Source organism: Streptomyces sp. NPDC020801 (assembly GCF_044334385.1).
In the GTDB taxonomy this organism is placed as follows: Bacteria; Actinomycetota; Actinomycetes; order Streptomycetales; family Streptomycetaceae; genus Streptomyces.
The window spans coordinates 45,163-60,992 of the sequence record NZ_JBIRST010000016.1 but is presented as its reverse complement, the minus strand read 5'-3'; the positions used below and the strand labels follow the sequence as shown (position 1 = coordinate 60,992).

General features: G+C 72.4%; 14 protein-coding genes. 5 read left to right on the top strand and 9 right to left on the bottom strand.

Annotation, left to right across the window (positions count from 1 at the left end):
- Positions 1-12 precede the first annotated feature (12 nt).
- Positions 13-1,254 (bottom strand): serine hydrolase domain-containing protein, encoded by a 1,242-nt coding sequence (locus ACH4UM_RS28640; protein WP_398185255.1) that lies wholly within the window; start codon positions 1,252-1,254, stop codon positions 13-15.
- 312 nt (positions 1,255-1,566) lie between these two features.
- Here ACH4UM_RS28640 and ACH4UM_RS28635 point away from each other — a divergent pair, with 312 nt between their 5' ends.
- Positions 1,567-3,363 carry a M4 family metallopeptidase gene (locus ACH4UM_RS28635; protein ID WP_398185252.1) on the top strand — a complete coding sequence of 599 codons (1,797 nt, stop codon included), beginning with the start codon at positions 1,567-1,569 and terminating at the stop codon, positions 3,361-3,363.
- A 60-nt stretch (positions 3,364-3,423) separates the two neighbouring features.
- On the opposite strand, the gene ACH4UM_RS28630 is transcribed toward ACH4UM_RS28635, so the two are convergent.
- The 4 genes from ACH4UM_RS28630 to ACH4UM_RS28615 form a co-directional block, all read right to left on the bottom strand.
- Entirely contained in the window at positions 3,424-3,774 is a 351-nt protein-coding gene (locus ACH4UM_RS28630; RefSeq protein WP_398185249.1) for a UBP-type zinc finger domain-containing protein, read from the bottom strand.
- On the bottom strand, positions 3,771-5,267 hold the full coding sequence (locus ACH4UM_RS28625; protein ID WP_398185246.1) for an ATP-binding protein: 1,497 nt from the start codon (positions 5,265-5,267) through the stop codon (positions 3,771-3,773). The genes ACH4UM_RS28630 and ACH4UM_RS28625 overlap by 4 nt, the downstream gene beginning before the upstream one ends.
- Positions 5,264-6,940: an FAD-dependent oxidoreductase gene (locus ACH4UM_RS28620; protein ID WP_398185244.1), complete on the bottom strand. Its 1,677-nt coding sequence runs from the start codon at positions 6,938-6,940 to the stop codon at positions 5,264-5,266. Before ACH4UM_RS28620 ends, ACH4UM_RS28625 begins: the two co-directional genes overlap by 4 nt.
- Positions 6,941-7,102: 162 nt before the next feature.
- Positions 7,103-7,462: a VOC family protein gene (locus tag ACH4UM_RS28615; protein ID WP_398185241.1), complete on the bottom strand. Its 360-nt coding sequence runs from the start codon at positions 7,460-7,462 to the stop codon at positions 7,103-7,105.
- 98 nt (positions 7,463-7,560) lie between these two features.
- Between ACH4UM_RS28615 and ACH4UM_RS28610 the strand changes: the two genes are divergently transcribed.
- Complete coding sequence (locus ACH4UM_RS28610; protein WP_398185238.1) at positions 7,561-8,433, top strand: universal stress protein; 873 nt, start codon at positions 7,561-7,563, stop codon at positions 8,431-8,433.
- Position 8,434: 1 nt separating this feature from the next.
- On the opposite strand, the gene ACH4UM_RS28605 is transcribed toward ACH4UM_RS28610, so the two are convergent.
- The 3 genes from ACH4UM_RS28605 to ACH4UM_RS28595 all read right to left on the bottom strand — a co-directional run bounded on the left by ACH4UM_RS28605 (position 8,435) and on the right by ACH4UM_RS28595 (position 11,186).
- Positions 8,435-9,706: a DUF4032 domain-containing protein gene (locus tag ACH4UM_RS28605; protein ID WP_398185235.1), complete on the bottom strand. Its 1,272-nt coding sequence runs from the start codon at positions 9,704-9,706 to the stop codon at positions 8,435-8,437.
- 10 nt (positions 9,707-9,716) lie between these two features.
- Positions 9,717-10,463 (bottom strand): MBL fold metallo-hydrolase, encoded by a 747-nt coding sequence (locus ACH4UM_RS28600; RefSeq protein ID WP_398185232.1) that lies wholly within the window; start codon positions 10,461-10,463, stop codon positions 9,717-9,719.
- Between the two features lie 90 nt (positions 10,464-10,553).
- Complete coding sequence (locus ACH4UM_RS28595) at positions 10,554-11,186, bottom strand: alpha-ketoglutarate-dependent dioxygenase AlkB (protein WP_398185229.1); 633 nt, start codon at positions 11,184-11,186, stop codon at positions 10,554-10,556.
- A 171-nt stretch (positions 11,187-11,357) separates the two neighbouring features.
- Between ACH4UM_RS28595 and ACH4UM_RS28590 the strand changes: the two genes are divergently transcribed.
- Both ACH4UM_RS28590 and ACH4UM_RS28585 read left to right on the top strand, forming a co-directional pair.
- A complete protein-coding gene (locus ACH4UM_RS28590) occupies positions 11,358-12,104 on the top strand; it encodes a TetR/AcrR family transcriptional regulator (RefSeq protein ID WP_398185226.1) in 747 nt (248 codons plus the stop codon).
- On the top strand, positions 12,041-13,714 hold the full coding sequence (locus ACH4UM_RS28585; RefSeq protein ID WP_398185223.1) for an FAD-binding dehydrogenase: 1,674 nt from the start codon (positions 12,041-12,043) through the stop codon (positions 13,712-13,714). Before ACH4UM_RS28590 ends, ACH4UM_RS28585 begins: the two co-directional genes overlap by 64 nt.
- Positions 13,715-13,778: 64 nt before the next feature.
- On the opposite strand, the gene ACH4UM_RS28580 is transcribed toward ACH4UM_RS28585, so the two are convergent.
- Positions 13,779-14,129, bottom strand: coding sequence for a DUF488 domain-containing protein (locus ACH4UM_RS28580; RefSeq protein WP_398185220.1), 351 nt, complete (start codon positions 14,127-14,129; stop codon positions 13,779-13,781).
- A 219-nt stretch (positions 14,130-14,348) separates the two neighbouring features.
- Between ACH4UM_RS28580 and ACH4UM_RS28575 the strand changes: the two genes are divergently transcribed.
- Positions 14,349-15,773 (top strand): M1 family metallopeptidase, encoded by a 1,425-nt coding sequence (locus tag ACH4UM_RS28575; protein WP_398185217.1) that lies wholly within the window; start codon positions 14,349-14,351, stop codon positions 15,771-15,773.
- Positions 15,774-15,830 lie beyond the last annotated feature (57 nt).

The window sequence follows — 15,830 nt, the reverse complement described above, 5'->3', positions numbered from 1 at the left end:
GTTCCGCCAAGCTCACCGAGCGAGGTCGTTCTCCGCGTCCGGACGGGGGAGTGGGGCCGCACTCCGCACCTTGGTCTGCTTGCCGCAGAACGCCGATTCCAGCGTGCCCAGCATGGTGACCTGCACCGCGCCGTTGTTGGAGGTGTTGACCAGCGCGGCGAGGCTGCGTCTGCCGTCCTTGCTGGTGAAGGCGTAGGTGTAGAAGCCCTGGACGGCACCCGTGTGCCCGTAGACCGACACCCCGCACGACAGGTCGCGGCGGCGCAGCCCGAGCCCGTACGCCTGGGCGGTGCCCGCCGGGATCCACCGCTCCATCTCGGCCAGTTGCGCGGCGGGCAGCAGCCGGCCGCCGAGCAGTGCGGAGAGGAAGGTGTTCAGGTCGTGGGTGGAGGAGATGAGCGCGCCCGCGCTCTGCGCCCAGGACACCGTCTGGTCGGTGGCGTCCACCAGCGCGGCCTTGGTGTCGTCCGGCGTGAGATAGCCGTGTGCGTGGCGGCCGGGGATCTTCGTGTCGGGGTGGACGTAGAAGGTGTCGGTGAGCCTCAGCGGTTTGATGATGCGGTTCTCGTACTCGGTGCGCACCGAGTGGCCCGCGAGCTTCTCGATGAGCAGGCCGGCGACCACGAAGTTGGTGTTGGAGTAGGCGTAGACGGCGCCCGGCGCGTGGGTGAGCGGGTGCTTCAGCGAACGGGCCACCAGCTCACGGTAGGTGAACACCTTGGTGCGCACGGCCTCGAAGCCGGGGACGGTCTCGGCGAACATGTCGTCGGTGTAGTCGTACAGCCCGCTGCGATGGCTGAGCACGTGCCGCACCGTGATCCGGTCGTCGGGCAGCAGGCCCGGCAGGTAGTGGTTGACGGACGTGTCCAGCTTCAGCCTGCCCTCGGCCGCCAGTTGCAGCAGGACGACGGCGGAGAAGGTCTTGGTGACACTGCCGATGCGGAACCGGTCGGCCGTGTTCATCGCCTCCGCGGTCCCGCGGTCGGCGACCCCCTCGGTGGCCTTGTACACCACGGCGTGGTCGTCATAGACCGTGCGGTGGTCGTCGATCCGTGCCATCGCGCCCGGCGCGCCCTGCGTCAGCGCCGTGCGCAGCAGGCGTCCGAGGCCCGCCGTGTCCGGCGCGGGCAGTTCGGCGGGCACGGCGGGCTCCGCGGCGGCCGGCCGGCCGTCCACCGCGTGCGCCGGCCCCGCCACCAGGGTCAGCGCCAGCGATCCGAGCACCGCACTCCTGCAGATCGTTCGTGAGGCCATACGATTCCTCTCCCGTCTCCGTCCGCGCGTGGTCCGTGCGAGATCGATCACATTGGGGCAACGCAACCTTCGCCCATCGCGTCACCTCTCCACAGACGACACACAGTTGGTCACTCGCTGATCACTGAGTGGGGTGGATTGGCAAAAGATTGTCATGGACTGCACGGAATGGATCATTCGTGCTTTACATGCTCATGACTGATCCATAAGGGTTCCGTTCCGGGGCCCGACCAGCCCCCATGGCGCAACTCCGCCATGTCTCGGGGCGGTTGGCGATCCCGGCCGCCTTCACTAACGAAGGAACCCCCAAGAGTGCACAGACCTCACATACGCACCGTGGCGGTCGCCGTCGCGGTGACCGCGGCCGCCGCGGGCCTGGCCGGCCCGGCGCTGGCCCTTCCCGGCGCGGGGCCGGACAGTGCGGCGGCGTCCGCCACCGCCTCCGCCGCCCCCGTCGTGGAAGCCGCCCGCACCGCCGCCTTCGCCCACGCGGCGGAGACCGGCGTCAGCCAGGGGGACGGGCTGCGGGCCCAGGACGTGATGCTCGACCCCGAGGGCGCGCGCCACGTCCGGTTCATGCGCACCCACCAGGGCATGCCGGTCCTCGGCGGCGACCTCGTGGTCCACCTGGACCACTCGCTGGCGTACACCGGTGTCACCCGGGCCGCCGGACACGACGTGGAACCGGCCGCCACCCAGGCCAAGGTGACGCCGGCGCAGGCGGCGGCCAAGGCCGCCTCCGTCGCCAAGGGCGACGCGGGCGGCGCCCACCTCGTGGTCGACGCCCGTGACGGCTCCTCCGCCCTCGCCTACCAGGTGCGGGTCACGGACAGCTCCACCACCGAGGGCGGCGGCTCCCGGACGGTCGTCATCGACGCCGTCACCGGCAAGGTGCGCAGCAACACGCCCGACAGCGACGAGTTCCTGTCGCCCAAGCTGCTGGACACCCTGCGCAAGCGCGGCGAGACGCTCGACCCGGCCACGGCCGGCGCCCCGCTGCCGTCCGGCCTCGGCGTCACCAGCCCCACCGCGGCGGCCGCCTACCCGCGGACCGTCACCGGCTCCGGCGCGTCGCTGTTCGTGGGCACGGTCTCGCTGACCACCACCCAGACGGCCCGCACCAGCTTCCTGCTGAAGGACCCGACGCGTTACGGGACCGAGACGCGGGACGCCAAGAACAAGCTGCTGGAGAACTTCGCGAAGGGTACGAAGTTCACCAGCACCACCAACAAGTGGGGCAACGGCGCCGTCTCCAGCCGCGCCAGCGCCGCCGTGGACGCGCAGTACGGCATCACCAAGACCCTGGACTTCTACAAGAAGACCTTCGGGCGCAAGGGCATCGAGAACAACTCCAAGGGTGCCAAGGCGATGGTCCACTTCGGGAACAAGATCGCGAACGCGTTCTGGGACCCGACGTGCGACTGCATGCTGTACGGCGACGGCGACGGCCAGATGTTCAAGAAGCCGCTGGTCGCCCTCGACGTCACCGGACACGAGCTCACCCACGGGGTCGTGGACGCCACCGCCAAGCTGCAGCCCACCTATGTGGACTCCAACGGCAACCAGTACGGCGAGCCGGGCTCGCTGAACGAGTCGCTGGCCGACATCTTCGGCTCCAACGTCGAGTTCTTCGCCAACAACACGAAGAACCCGCCGAACTACCTCATCGGCGAGAAGCTGGGCCTGGCGCAGAAGTTCCTGCGGCGCCTGGACCACCCGTCCCTCGACAAGCTCGAGGGCACGATCGACTACTGGTCGCCCGACGTGTACTACACCGAGGTGCACGCCGGCTCCGGTGTCTCCTCGCACGCGTTCTACCTGCTCGCCGAGGGCAGCGGCCGCAAGACGATCGGCACCGTCGCCTACAACTCGCCGACCTACGGCGGGCTGTCGGTGACGGGCATCGGCCGCACCAAGGCCACCGCCATCTTCTACCGGGCGCTGACCCGCTACATGGTCTCCACGACCGACTTCCACGACGCGCGCGTCGCGACGCTGAAGGCGGCCAAGGACCTCTACGGCGCGAGCAGCACCGAGTACAAGACGGTGGACCGGGCCTGGGCCGCGGTCAATGTCACCGCCGCCAACACCCCGGCGGACCGCCACTGACGGTTCGTCGTCGAGCACGACCGGATGCCCCGCCCCCGGCGGGGCATCCGCATGTGTGGCTCAGCGCAGCGTGTCCGCCCAGTTCGCCGGGACGCGTCCGGCCGGGCCCGGGGCCGGCTGGTCCGCAGGGTGGGCGGCCGGAGGGGCCAGCTCGGGGCCCGACTCCTGCAGCTCGTTCGTCTCGTAGTTCCAGAACCAGCTCTCGCCCGGCTCGAAGCTGCGGATCACCGGATGTCCGGTGGCGTGATGGTGGGCGGTGGCGTGCTGGGCGGGGGAGTCGTCGCAGCAGCCGATGTGGCCGCAGGCGGCGCAGCGCCGCAGATGGAACCACCAGCCGCCGGCGGCGTCGCACTCGACGCAGCCGGTGCCGCTCGGCGGGACGCTGGGGTCGATCCCGGGATCACTGGTCATGCCGGCTCCTCGGACGTGAGCGGGGTGTCGCCGGCCGTGCGGCCGGGGGGCGTGGCGCCGGTCTCCGCGGCGGTCAGCGGCAGCAGGACCTGGAAGCGCGTGTCGCCCGGCACCGACTCCACGCGCAGGCTGCCGTGGTGCTTGTTGACGACGATCCGCCAGGAGATGTCCAGGCCCAGGCCGGTGCCCTGGCCGACCGGCTTGGTGGTGAAGAACGGGTCGAAGATCCGGTCCCGGATCTCCGCCGGAACGCCCGGTCCGGTGTCGCGGAACTCGACCAGGAGCCGGTCGTCGTGCCGCCCCGTGCGCACCGTGAGCGTGCCGTCGCCGCCGGCGCCGTCCATGGCGCAGACCGCGTTGTCGACCAGGTTGGTCCACACCTGGTTCAGCTCGGCCGGGTAGGAGGGGATCCGCGGCAGCGTGAGGTCGTACTCCTTGACCACCTTGATGCGCGGTCCGATCTTGCCCGACAGCATCAGCAGCGTGCTGTCCAGGAGTTCGTGCACATCGGCCACCTGGTAGGGGGCACGGTCCAGCTGCGAGTACTGCTTGGCCGCGTCCACGAGGTGCGAGATGCGGGTGGTGGAGTCCGCGATCTCGTCCATGAGCAGCTCGGTCTCCACCGTGTAGTTGAGCCATGCCACGGCGCCCGGCAGGATCTCCTCGTCCACGGCCGCCGCGACCTGCTCCAGCCAGCCGGCGTCGAGCCCCGCCTGGACGAAGGTGGGCGCGAGCTGCCAGCCGTGGTCGATGCCGTGGTCCTCCAGCCAGTCGGTCAGCGCGTCCTCCCGGTCCGCGGCCTCCAGCGGGGTCAGCGACGGGGCCTTGGCGACCCGTTCGGCCGTGCGCTCCTGGAGGTCGATGAGGTTCGCCAACTGGTCGCGGGAGAAGGGACCTTCGGCGATGACGGCGAGCTTGTGCCGCATCTTGGCCACCCGCTCGCGCAGGGTCGCCGTCGCCCGCACGGCCGCCGCCGCCGGATTGTTGAGCTCATGCGTGAGCCCGGCCGACAGCGAGCCGAGCGCCAGCAGCCGCTCCCGCTGGCCGATGGCGGCCTGGGTGCTCTTCGCCCCGAAGAACAGCCCCTCCAGCAGATGCACCGCCATCGGGAACCATTCCTGCATGATGCTCGCGAACGTGTCCGCGGGCAGTACGAAGAACCTCGTCGGCTCCGTGACACGCATCGAGTTGTTGTACACCTGCCGCACCCGGTCGCCGATGTACGCCTGCATCGCGCCCGCGTACACCCCGCGCTGCGAGGTCCGGGTGACCTCCACGTCGTCGCCGCCGACCCGGCGGGAGAGCACCACCGTGCCCTCCAGCATCACGTAGAAGCAGGTGGCCGGGTCGCCCTCGGTGTACACCGGGCCGGGCTCGAACCCCTCCACCCGTCCCTCGCTGCACAGCCGGCCCAGCTGCTCGGGGAACAGCTTCTCGAACAGGAACAGCGACCCGATCTCCTTCGGGCTGCACGGCAGCGGCCGGCCGCTCACGACTGCTCCAGATACCGGTGGACGAGCATCACGGCCATGGCTCCCTCTCCGACGGCGGACGCGACGCGCTTGGCGGACTCCGCGCGGGCGTCGCCCGCCACGAACACGCCCGGCACGTTGGTCTCCAGGTGGTACGGCGGCCGCTCCAGCTCCCAGCCGGCGGGCGGCCGTCCGTCGGCGGTCAGGTCGGGGCCGGCCAGGATGAACCCGTGCTCGTCACGCAGCACCGTGCCGTCCAGCCAGTCGGTCAGCGGGGCGGCGCCGATGAACACGAACATCCACTGCGCGTCGACGCGTTCGCTCTCGCCGGTCTTCGTGTCGCGCAGGGTGAGCTGTTCCAGGTGGTCCGAGCCGTGCGCGGACTCGACGACGGTGCCGGTGCGCACGCAGATGTTCGGGGCCTCGTCGATCTGCTGGATCAGGTAGTGCGACATCGACGCCGACAGCGACGGGCCGCGCACCAGCAGGGTCACCGACTTGGCACCCCGGGACAGGTACATCGCGGCCTGCCCCGCGGAGTTGGCGCCGCCGACGATGTACACGTCCTGGCCCTGGCAGGAGGGCGCCTCGGTCAGCGCCGAGCCGTAGAACACCCCGCAGCCGGTGAGGTCCTCGCACCCCGATGCCGGCAGCTGCCGGTAGGACACGCCGGTCGCCAGGATCACGCTGTGCGCGGCGAGTGCCGAGCCGTCCGAGAACCGCACGGTGCGCGCCGCGCCGTTGACCTCGAGGCCGGTCACCTCCCGGGTGGTGAGGATCTCGGCGCCGAACTTCGCCGCCTGCCGGCGCGCCCGGTCGGTGAGCTGGGCACCCGAGACGCCGTCCGGGAAGCCGAGGTAGTTCTCGATCCGCGAGCTCTGGCCGGCCTGGCCGCCGGTCGCCGAGCGCTCCACGAGCACCGTCCGCAGCCCCTCCGAGGCCCCGTACACCGCAGCGCCGAGCCCGGCCGGTCCACCGCCGATCACCACGAGGTCGTAGAAGTCGGCCGCCGGAGTCGTCGCCAGCCCCACATGGGCCGCGAGCTCGGGCGCCTCCGGTTCGACCAGCGGCGTGCCGTCCGGCGTGACCACCAGCGGCAGCCGCTGCCCGTCCTGCCCGGCCGCCTTCAGCAGCCGCCGGCCCTCGGGCTCGTCGGAGGAGTACCAGCGGTAGGGCACCTGGTTGCGGGCCAGGAACTCCCGCACCTCGGAGGACCGCGCCGACCAGCGGTGCCCGACCACCTTCGTGCTGGGCACGGGCCGGTAGTCGCTGTGCCGCCACGCCTGGAGCAGGTCGTCCAGGACCGGGTAGAGCTTCTCCTCGGGCGGGTCCCAGGGCTTGAGGAGGTAGTGGTCCAGGTCCACGACGTTTATCGCGTCGATCGCCGCGTTGGTGTCCGCGTAGGCGGTCAGCAGCACCCGCCGTGCGCCCGGGTAGACGTCCAGGGCCTGTTCGAGGAACTCGATGCCGTTCATCTGCGGCATCCGGTAGTCGGCCAGGATGACGGCGACCAGGTCGCCGCGCAGCTTCAGCTCGCGCAGGGCGTCCAGCGCCGACTCGCCGGACTCCGCGCGCACGATCCGGTACGACTCGCCGTAGCGCCGCCTGAGGTCACGGGCGACGGCACGGGAGACCCCCGGATCGTCGTCCACGGTCATGATGACGGTCCGCGTCGGCTCCGCGGCCTGTGCCATGTTTCTCCCACCCCGAGCGGTCGGATCGTGCGGCCGGCGCGCCCCCGTCGTCACGGCGCCGGCTCCCGCCCATCGTATGTTCGATCCCCCCGCTTCGCTCAGGCATGCGGGGACGGGTCCCTGAAGCCGGCCCGGGGCCGGGAATGCGGGGGACGGGGTCCCTCAGCCGGCCCGGTGCCGGGACCGGAGCACGCAGAACTCGTTGCCCTCGGGGTCCGTGAGCACGACCCACGTCTGCTCGCCCTGCCCCACGTCCGCGCGCCGCGCCCCGAGCGACAGCAGGCGGGCGACCTCGGCCTCCTGCTCGTCCGGGCGGAAGTCGAGGTGCAGCCGGTTCTTGACGGTCTTCGCCTCGGGCACCGACGCGAAGAGCAGGCCCGGCAGGCGGTCCGGGGCCGGGCGGATCTCGAACTCCTCGGGATCGTCCTCGACCACCACCCAGCCGAGGGCATCGGCCCACCAGCGTCCGAGGGCCACCGGGTCGGCCGCGTCGACGATCACCTGTTCCCATTCCAAGGTCATGCGGGGCAGCGTATTCCAGGATTCGCGCGGGTGGCGTGCGGGCGGCGTAGGGAAGACTGGGCCCACGGACGGGAACCCGACACAGGGAGGCAGACGGCATGACGCGCCCGATCACGGCAGGGGTGGACGGATCGGAGGAGAGCCTCGCGGCACTGGCATGGGCGGGGCGGGAGGCAGTGCGCCGCGGGCTGCCGCTGCGCGTGGTGCACGCCTGGCGCTTCGAGGTGCACGACGCCTTCGACATGGGCGACCGGGACACGCAGCGGCAGTGGACCCGGGACGCACTCGCCGAGGCCGCCCGGCGGGTCACCGAACGGCACCCGGGCCTGACGGTGGCCACCGACGCCGTGGAGGACGGGGCCGTACGGGCGCTCATCGCCGCCGCGGCGGAGGCGGAGCTGCTGGTGCTCGGCTCGCGCGGACAGGGGGCGCTGGTGGGATTCCTGGTCGGTTCCGTCGGACAGCAGGTGATCGCCGAGGCCGTACGGCCCGTGGTCATGGTGCGCGCCGGGGACGAGGCCGCCGCCGAGGCCGCGGGCCGGGAGGTCGTCGTGGGCCAGCACGGCGCCCCGGAGGACAGCGCCGACCCCCTGCGGTTCGCGTTCGAGACGGCGGCCGCCCGCGGCGCCACCGTCCGTGCCGTGCGGGCCTGGACCCTGCCGCCGATGTTCGCCTACAGCCCCGGTTCGCTCAGGCTCCTCGACGAGGCCGGCGGCCTGGAGCCGTACGAGAGGAAGGGGCTGGCCGCCGCGCTGCAGCCGTGGCGGGAGCGGTTCCCGGACGTCCCCGTCGTCGAGCACGTGGAGATGGGCAGCGCGGGTCAGGTGCTGCTGGCGGCGGCCGACCGGGCCCAGCTGCTGGTCGTGGGGCGCCGCGCCCGCCCCACGGCGGTGGGCGCGCGGATCGGCTCCGTCGCGCACGGGATGCTGCACCACGCGGGCTGCCCGGTGGCCGTCGTCCCGCACACCTGAGTCAGTCGGTGGTCGGCTGCAGCGTCCCGCGCGCCCTGGGCAGGATGTTCCGGATGTAGTCCTCCACCGCCGTGTCCAGGCCGATGTCGTGCTGCGCCCGCTCGGACAGGTACCAGCGGTGCTCCAGCAACTGGTGGTACAGCTCGGCCGGATCCATCGCGCCGCGCAGCTCGCGCGGCACGGCCCGCACGGTGGGCCGGAACACCTCGCGCACCCAGCGGTGGGCCAGGACCTCCGGGCGGGCGGCCTGGGCGTCCCCCCTGCTCGAGCCAAGCCGAGGGCCCGGGGGCGGGTTGCCGGGGGCGTAGTCGTCCTGGGTCGCCATCCAGCTCTCCAGGTCGTTCAGCAGCCGCCGGGCCTGGTTCTCCTCGGTGTCCAGGCCGGTCAGGCGCAGCAGCTGCCGCTGGTGGTGGCCGGCGTCGACGACCTTGGGCACGAAGGTGACGGTGTCGCCGGTGGAGGAGGACTCGATCTGCATCTCGGCGACGTCGAAGCCGAGGTCGTTCAGCCGGCGTATCCGGCGCTCGATGTAGTGGTACTTGCCCGCCGGGTAGACCGAGGTACGGGTCAGCTCCTCCCACAGACGCCGGTAGCGGGCGCAGATCTCGGTGCCGAACTCGATCGGGTCCACCGAGGGGTGCAGCGCGCCGGAGGCCTCCAGGTCGAGCAGCTCGCCGCTGATGTTCACCCGGGCCAGGTCCAGGTCGTACTCCCGCTGCCCGCCGCTGAGCCGCGGGTGCAGTTCGCCGGTCTCGGCGTCCACCAGATAGGCGGCGTAGGCCCCCGCGTCGCGCCTGAAGAGCGTGTTGGACAGCGAGCAGTCGCCCCAGGCGAACCCGGCCAGGTGCAGCCGCACCAGCAGCACGGCCAGGGCGTCCATGAGCCGGTGCATGGTGGCCGGGCGCATGGTGGTCTCGAACATCGAGCGGTAGGGCATCGAACCGCCCAGGTGCCGGGTGATCAGCACCGGCTCCAGCGGCTCGCCGCCGTGACCGGTGCGCCCGGTGACCACGGCGAGCGCGTCGACGGCGGGGATGCCGAGCCGGTCCAGGTCGCGCAGCAGCCCGTACTCGCGCAGCGCCGGGCGTTGGGCGAGCTCCTTGACGGCGATCACCTCGTCGCCGGCGCGGGCGTAGCGCACGACGTGCCGGGAGATGCCGCGCGGCAGCGGCACGAGGTATTCCTCGGGCCACTCCTCCAGCGGCGTCTCCCACGGCAGCTCCAGCAGGAGCGCGGGGTGCTCCGGGTTGGTGGCGCTGATCTGCAAGGCCATGACACGAACCCTAGAGCGCGTGTTCGCGCGCCCGCTGCGCGGCCTGCCGCACCGAACCGCGGTGCACGGGTCCGTGCCCGGGCAGCAGCACGTCCGCCTCGAGGCGTTCGAGTATCTCCAACGAGGCCAGCGCCTGTGCACGTTCGTGGTGGAACATGTCCGGCAGCAGCTGCGGTCCCTGGATGCGCGAGGTGCGGTGGCCGCTCACCAGGGCGTCGCCGGAGACCACCACCCCGGTGTCCGGCAGGTGGAAGACCGCGTGGCCCCGGGTGTGGCCCGGCGTGTGCACGGGCACGGGCCGCCCCGGCAGATCGAGCGGCCCCGCCGCCGGGAACGGCTCCGGGGCGGCGACCGGGACGTGCGCGGTGCCGCCGACGCGCAGCGCGTGCACCACCCACGGCAGCACGCCCGGCCGCCAGCCGTTGCGCAGTACCTGCCCGACGCTCACCTGGTGCAGGAACTCCCGCCGCGCGTGCGGTACTTCGGCCTCGTGCAGGTGCACCGGGGTGCCGTAGGTGTCCCGCAGGTACTCGGCGGAACCCAGGTGGTCGTTGTGCGCGTGGGTGATGAGCACCGCCGCCACCGCCTGGGGCGAACTGCCCACCGCGTCCAGCGAGTCCAGCAGCTGCTGCCGGTCGCCCGGGTAGCCGGTGTCGATCAGTGTGGCCGTCTCGCCCTCGGTCAGGATCACCCAGTTGGTGTTGCTGCCGTGCACCAGGTAGGTGCCGTCGGCGACTTGCCGCACGTCCGTCCGCATCGATCGCCCCGCGTTTCCCGATGTCCCGATGGTTGCCCGTGGGGAACAGCCAACCAGATGCGAGCCGGGGTCCGACAAGAGGGGATGTGCTCAGCGCACGCCGGCCGGACGGAACTGGACGCTGATCCTCGGTCCGGTGGCCCGCACGGTCTTGGGTACGCAGTGCTCCCAGGTGCGCTGGCAGGAGCCGCCCATGACGATCAGGTCGCCGTGCCCGAGCGGACGCCGGACCGTGCCGCCGCCGCCCCGCGCCGGACGCAGCAGCAGATCCCGGGGCGCGCCCACCGAGAGGATCGCGACCATCGTGTCCTCCCGCGCGCCCCGGCCTGTTCGGTCGCCGTGCCAGGCGACGCTGTCCCGGCCGTCGCGGTAGTAGCACAGCCCGGCCGTGGCGAAGGGTTCGCCCAGCTCGTCTGCGTAGTGTGCGGACAGCGCGGCGCGCGCCTCGGCGAGCACCGGGTGCGGCAGCTGCTCCCCGGCGCCGTAGAAGGCGAGCAGCCGCGGTACGGCGACGACGTTGTCGTACATCTTCCGGCGCTCCGCACGCCAGGGCACACCGGCGGCCAGCCGCTCGAACAGGTCGTCGGCCCCGCCGAGCCACCCGGGCAGTACGTCGATCCAGGCGCCGAGGCCGAGCACGGTACGGCGCAGCCCGTCCAGCGGGCCGAGCCGGAGCTCGTCGGCCTGGTCGAAGAGGGAGCCCTGGAGGTGGTGCGCGCTCATGGGTCCAGCCTACTCCTTAATCGAAAGTATGTTCGCGTTGGAGGTCGGCGCCGGAGGCTCGCGCCGGAGCGCCTCCCGCATCTGGCGGGTTCCGTCCCGCTTGCGGCCCGGTCCTTTCGATACAGCCCGGTCCTTTCGATACACCGGTGTATCGGATACATTCACGTATCGATGGCCGGACGGAGGCAGGAGGTGACGGTGGGGGAGACCGCGCGGCGCGTCACCCGGCGCCGGGTGCGGACCCGGGCCAGCCTGCTCGACGCCGCCTTCCGGGTCTTCGCGGCCAAGGGCTTCGGCCGGGTGTCGATCGAGGAGGTGTGCGAGGCCGCCGGCTACAGCAGGGGCGCCTTCTACTCCAATTTCGCCACCCTGGACGAGCTGTTCTTCGCCCTGTACCAGGAGCGGGCCGAGCTGATCGCCGACCAGGTGGCCGGGGCGCTCGCGCTCGACGGACCGGACCTGGACGTGCCCGCGGCCGTCGACCGGGTCACCGAGGTGCTCCTGCTCGACCTGGACTGGCTGCTGGTCAAGACGGACTTCCTGGTGCACGCCGCCCGCGACCCCGCCGTGGCCGAGACCCTGCTGGAGCACCGCGCGCGGCTGCGCCGGGCCATCGCCGACCGGCTCGCCCGCGCCCGGGGCCACACCGCACTGCCCGCCGTCCTCGGCGACGCCGACGGGGCCGCCCACGCGGTCGTCGCGGCGTACGACGGCGTCACCACCCAACTGCTGCTGGACAAGGACGTCGAGGGCGCGCGGGCCTGGCTCAAGCAGCTGCTCACCGCGCTGCTCACCGACGGCAGCGGCGCCCCGGCAGGGGACACACAAGGAAACCGAGGAAGGAGACGGTCGCCATGGACGCCGACGTCATCGTCGTCGGAGCCGGCCTCGCGGGCCTGGTCGCCGCACACGAGCTGACCAGCCGGGGCCGCAGGGTCGCCCTCGTCGACCAGGAGAACGCCGCCAACCTCGGCGGGCAGGCGTACTGGTCCTTCGGCGGGCTGTTCCTGGTCGACTCCCCGGAGCAGCGGCGCCTGGGCATCAAGGACTCCTTCGAGCTGGCCTGGAGCGACTGGCAGGGCAGCGCGCAGTTCGACCGGCTTCAGGACGAGGACTCCTGGGCGGTGCGCTGGGCCCGCGCCTACGTCGAGTTCGCGGCGGGGGAGAAGCGCTCATGGCTGGAGGCACACGGGATCACGCTGCTGCCCACGGTCGGCTGGGCGGAGCGCGGCGACCTCAGGGCCGACGGCCACGGCAACTCCGTACCGCGCTTCCACATCGCCTGGGGCACCGGGACGGGCGTCGTGGAGCCCTTCGCCGACCACGCCCGGCGGGCCGCGCGCGACGGGCTGCTCACCTTCCACCACCGGCACCGCGTGGACGAGCTCGTCATCGAGAACGGCACGGCGCGCGGTGTGCGCGGCACGCTCCTCGCCGCCGACGACTCGCCCCGGGGCGCCGCCTCCAGCCGTGCGGAGACCGGCGAGTTCGAACTGACCGCCCAGGCAGTGATCATCACCACCGGCGGCATCGGCGCCAACCACGACATCGTCCGCCGCTACTGGCCCGAGCGGCTCGGCACCCCGCCCGCGGAGATGGTCACCGGCGTCCCGGCATACGTCGACGGCCGGATGCTCGACATCAGCGCCGAGGCCGGCGTACGCCTGGTCAACCGGGACCGCATGTGGCACTACACCGAGGGCCTGCAGAACTGGAACCCGATCTGGCCCGGCCACGGCATCCGCATCCTGCCCGGGCCGTCCTCGATCTGGCTCGACGCCCTCGGACGCCGGCTGCCCGACCCCTGCCTGCCCGGTTACGACACGCTGAGCACCCTCAGGCACCTGCGCACCACCGAGGACATCGCAGGGCACGACCACTCCTGGTTCGTGCTGACCCGGAAGATCGTCGAGAAGGAGTTCGCCCTCTCCGGCTCCGAGCAGAACCCCGACATCACCGCCAAGGACCGCAGGGCGGTGCTCCGGGACCGGCTGCTCGGCAAGGGCGCCCCCGGACCCGTGCAGGACTTCCTGCGGCACGGCGCGGACTTCGTCGTCGCCGACAGCCTCGAGCAACTGGTCGAGAAGATGAACCGGCTCACCAGCAAGGCACTCCTGGACGCCGCCGGGGTGCGCCGCCAGATCGAGGCCCGCGACCTGCAGATCGCCAACCCCTACAGCAAGGACTCCCAGGTGCAGGGCATCCGCAACGCCCGCCGCTACATCGGCGACCGCCTCGGCCGGGTCGCCGCCCCGCACCGCATCCTGGACCCGGCGGCCGGTCCGCTCATCGGCGTCAAGCTGCACATCCTCACCCGCAAGACCCTCGGCGGCATCCAGACCGACCTCGACTCCCGTGCCCTCGGCGCCGACGGGCAGCCCATCGACGGCCTGTACGCGGCCGGCGAGGTGGCCGGCTTCGGCGGCGGGGGAGTGCACGGCTACAACGCCCTGGAGGGCACCTTCCTCGGCGGCTGCCTGTTCTCGGGACGCGCGGCGGGGCGGGCCGCGGCACGGCGGACCGCCTGAACGAGCCGGACGGCCCGCCCTGCGCGGACGCGAGGGGGCGGGCCCACGAGTCGCGCCGGACGGCTCACTTCTGCAGCAGACCCGCCAGCAGCGTCGCGTGGCTCCTGTCCGGCGCCTTGGACGCGGTCAGCAGCGTCAGGCGCTCCTTTCGGGCCAACTTGCGGAAGCGGTCGAGGTGTTCGGCGGCCTCCGGCTCGGCGAGCTCCGCCTCGTAACGGCGCCGGAACTCGTCGTAGGTTCCCTCGCTCCCGTGGTACCAGCGGCGCAGCTCGGTGGACGGGGTCATGGCCTTCGGCCACTCGTCGACGTGCGCGTCCTCCTTGGAGATACCGCGCGGCCAGAGCCGGTCGACCAGGACGCGCAGGCCGTCGTCGGGCTCGGGCGGATCGTAGATGCGACGCACACGGACGCTCACGGTCGGGCCTTTCTCGGGTGCGGGCGGTCGTGGCCGGAGCCTACTGCGACGGCACCGGACGGCGGCCCCCCGCCGCGGTCGACGCGGCGGGAGTTGACCTGAACGAGGGCGCGCCGACGGCGATCCGCCCCTACTCTGAGGGCTTGATCATCCACCGCCCCCGATCCGCCGCCCCCGATCCACCGCCCCCGGAGCACCCGGCCGGCCGAAGGAGAGCATGTGACGCCACTGAGGAAGCAGTCCGCCCGCCGCGGCGCCGTACTGCGGCGCGAGGCCGTCGTCGCCACCGTTCCCGTCGCCGTCGCGGCGCTGCTGGCGGCCGCCGGTCCCGCGGCGGCCGGGACGACCGGCTCGGCGGGCGCCGGCGACCCCTACTTTCCGCTCGCCGGCAACGGCGGCTACCACGTCGCCCACTACGGCCTCGCCCTGCGCTACGACCCGAGGAGCCGGCACCTCGACGGCACGGCGGTCCTCACCGCCCGCGCCACCCAGCGGCTGACCCGGTTCGACCTCGACCTCAAGGGCCTGCAGGTCACCGGCCTCACCGTCGACCACGTCAGGGCCGCCTACCGGCGCGACGGCCAGGAACTCGTCGTCACCCCCCGCACCGCCCTGCCCCAGGGCCGCTCGTTCCGCGTCGCCGTCACCTACAGCGGCACCCCGGGGCCGGTCACCGACCCCGACGGATCCCTCGACGGCTGGATCCCCACGGACGACGGGGCCTTCGTCGCCGGGGAACCGCAGGGCGCGATGACCTGGTTCCCGGCCAACAACCACCCGACGGACAAGTCCTCCTACGACTTCGCCCTCACCGTCCCCGAGGGGCGCACCGCCATCGCCAACGGCGTCTACCTCGGCAAGCGGACCGCCCACGGCCGCACCACCTACCGCTGGCGCCAGTCGGAGCCGATGGCCGCCTATCTGGCCACCGCCACCGTCGGCACCTTCAAGGTGGAGCGGTACACCACCCGCGACGGCATCGAGGTCTACAACGCGATCGACCCGCGCGAGGCGGCCAAGGCCGCGCCCGTGCTGAAGAAGCTGCCGTCCGTGCTGGATTGGGAGAGCGGGCTGTTCGGGCCTTACCCCTACCGGGCCGCCGGCGCCGTCGTGGACCACGCGCCGGGCGTGGGTTACGCCCTGGAGACCCAGACCCGCCCCCTGTACGACTCGGCGCCCGACCTCGGCACCCTCGTCCACGAGAGCGCCCACCAGTGGTTCGGCGACTCCGTCTCGCTGACCCGGTGGAAGGACATCTGGCTCAACGAGGGCTTCGCCACCTACACCGAGTGGCTCTACGCCGAACAGCACGGCGGCCCGAGCGCCCAGAAGGCCTTCGACGCGCTCTACGCCCGCCCGGCGAGCGACGGGCTGTGGGCCTACCCGCCCGGCGACCCCGGCAGCGGCGAGAAAATCTTCGGCGCCCCCGTCTACGCCCGGGGCGCCATGGTCCTGCACGAACTGCGCAAGGCCGTCGGCGACCCGGAGTTCTTCCGGATCCTGCGCGCCTGGGCGTGTTCGCACCGCTACGGGCACGGCACCAGCGCCCGGTTCACCGCCCTGGCGGAGCGCGAGTCCGGCAGGAACCTCGACGCACTGTTCCGCACCTGGCTGTACACGAAGGGGAAGCCGAACAGGCCGTAGCGTGCCGGGTTCGGCACGCAGGACCGTCCGGGCCCCCGGGGGGACCGGACGGCCCTG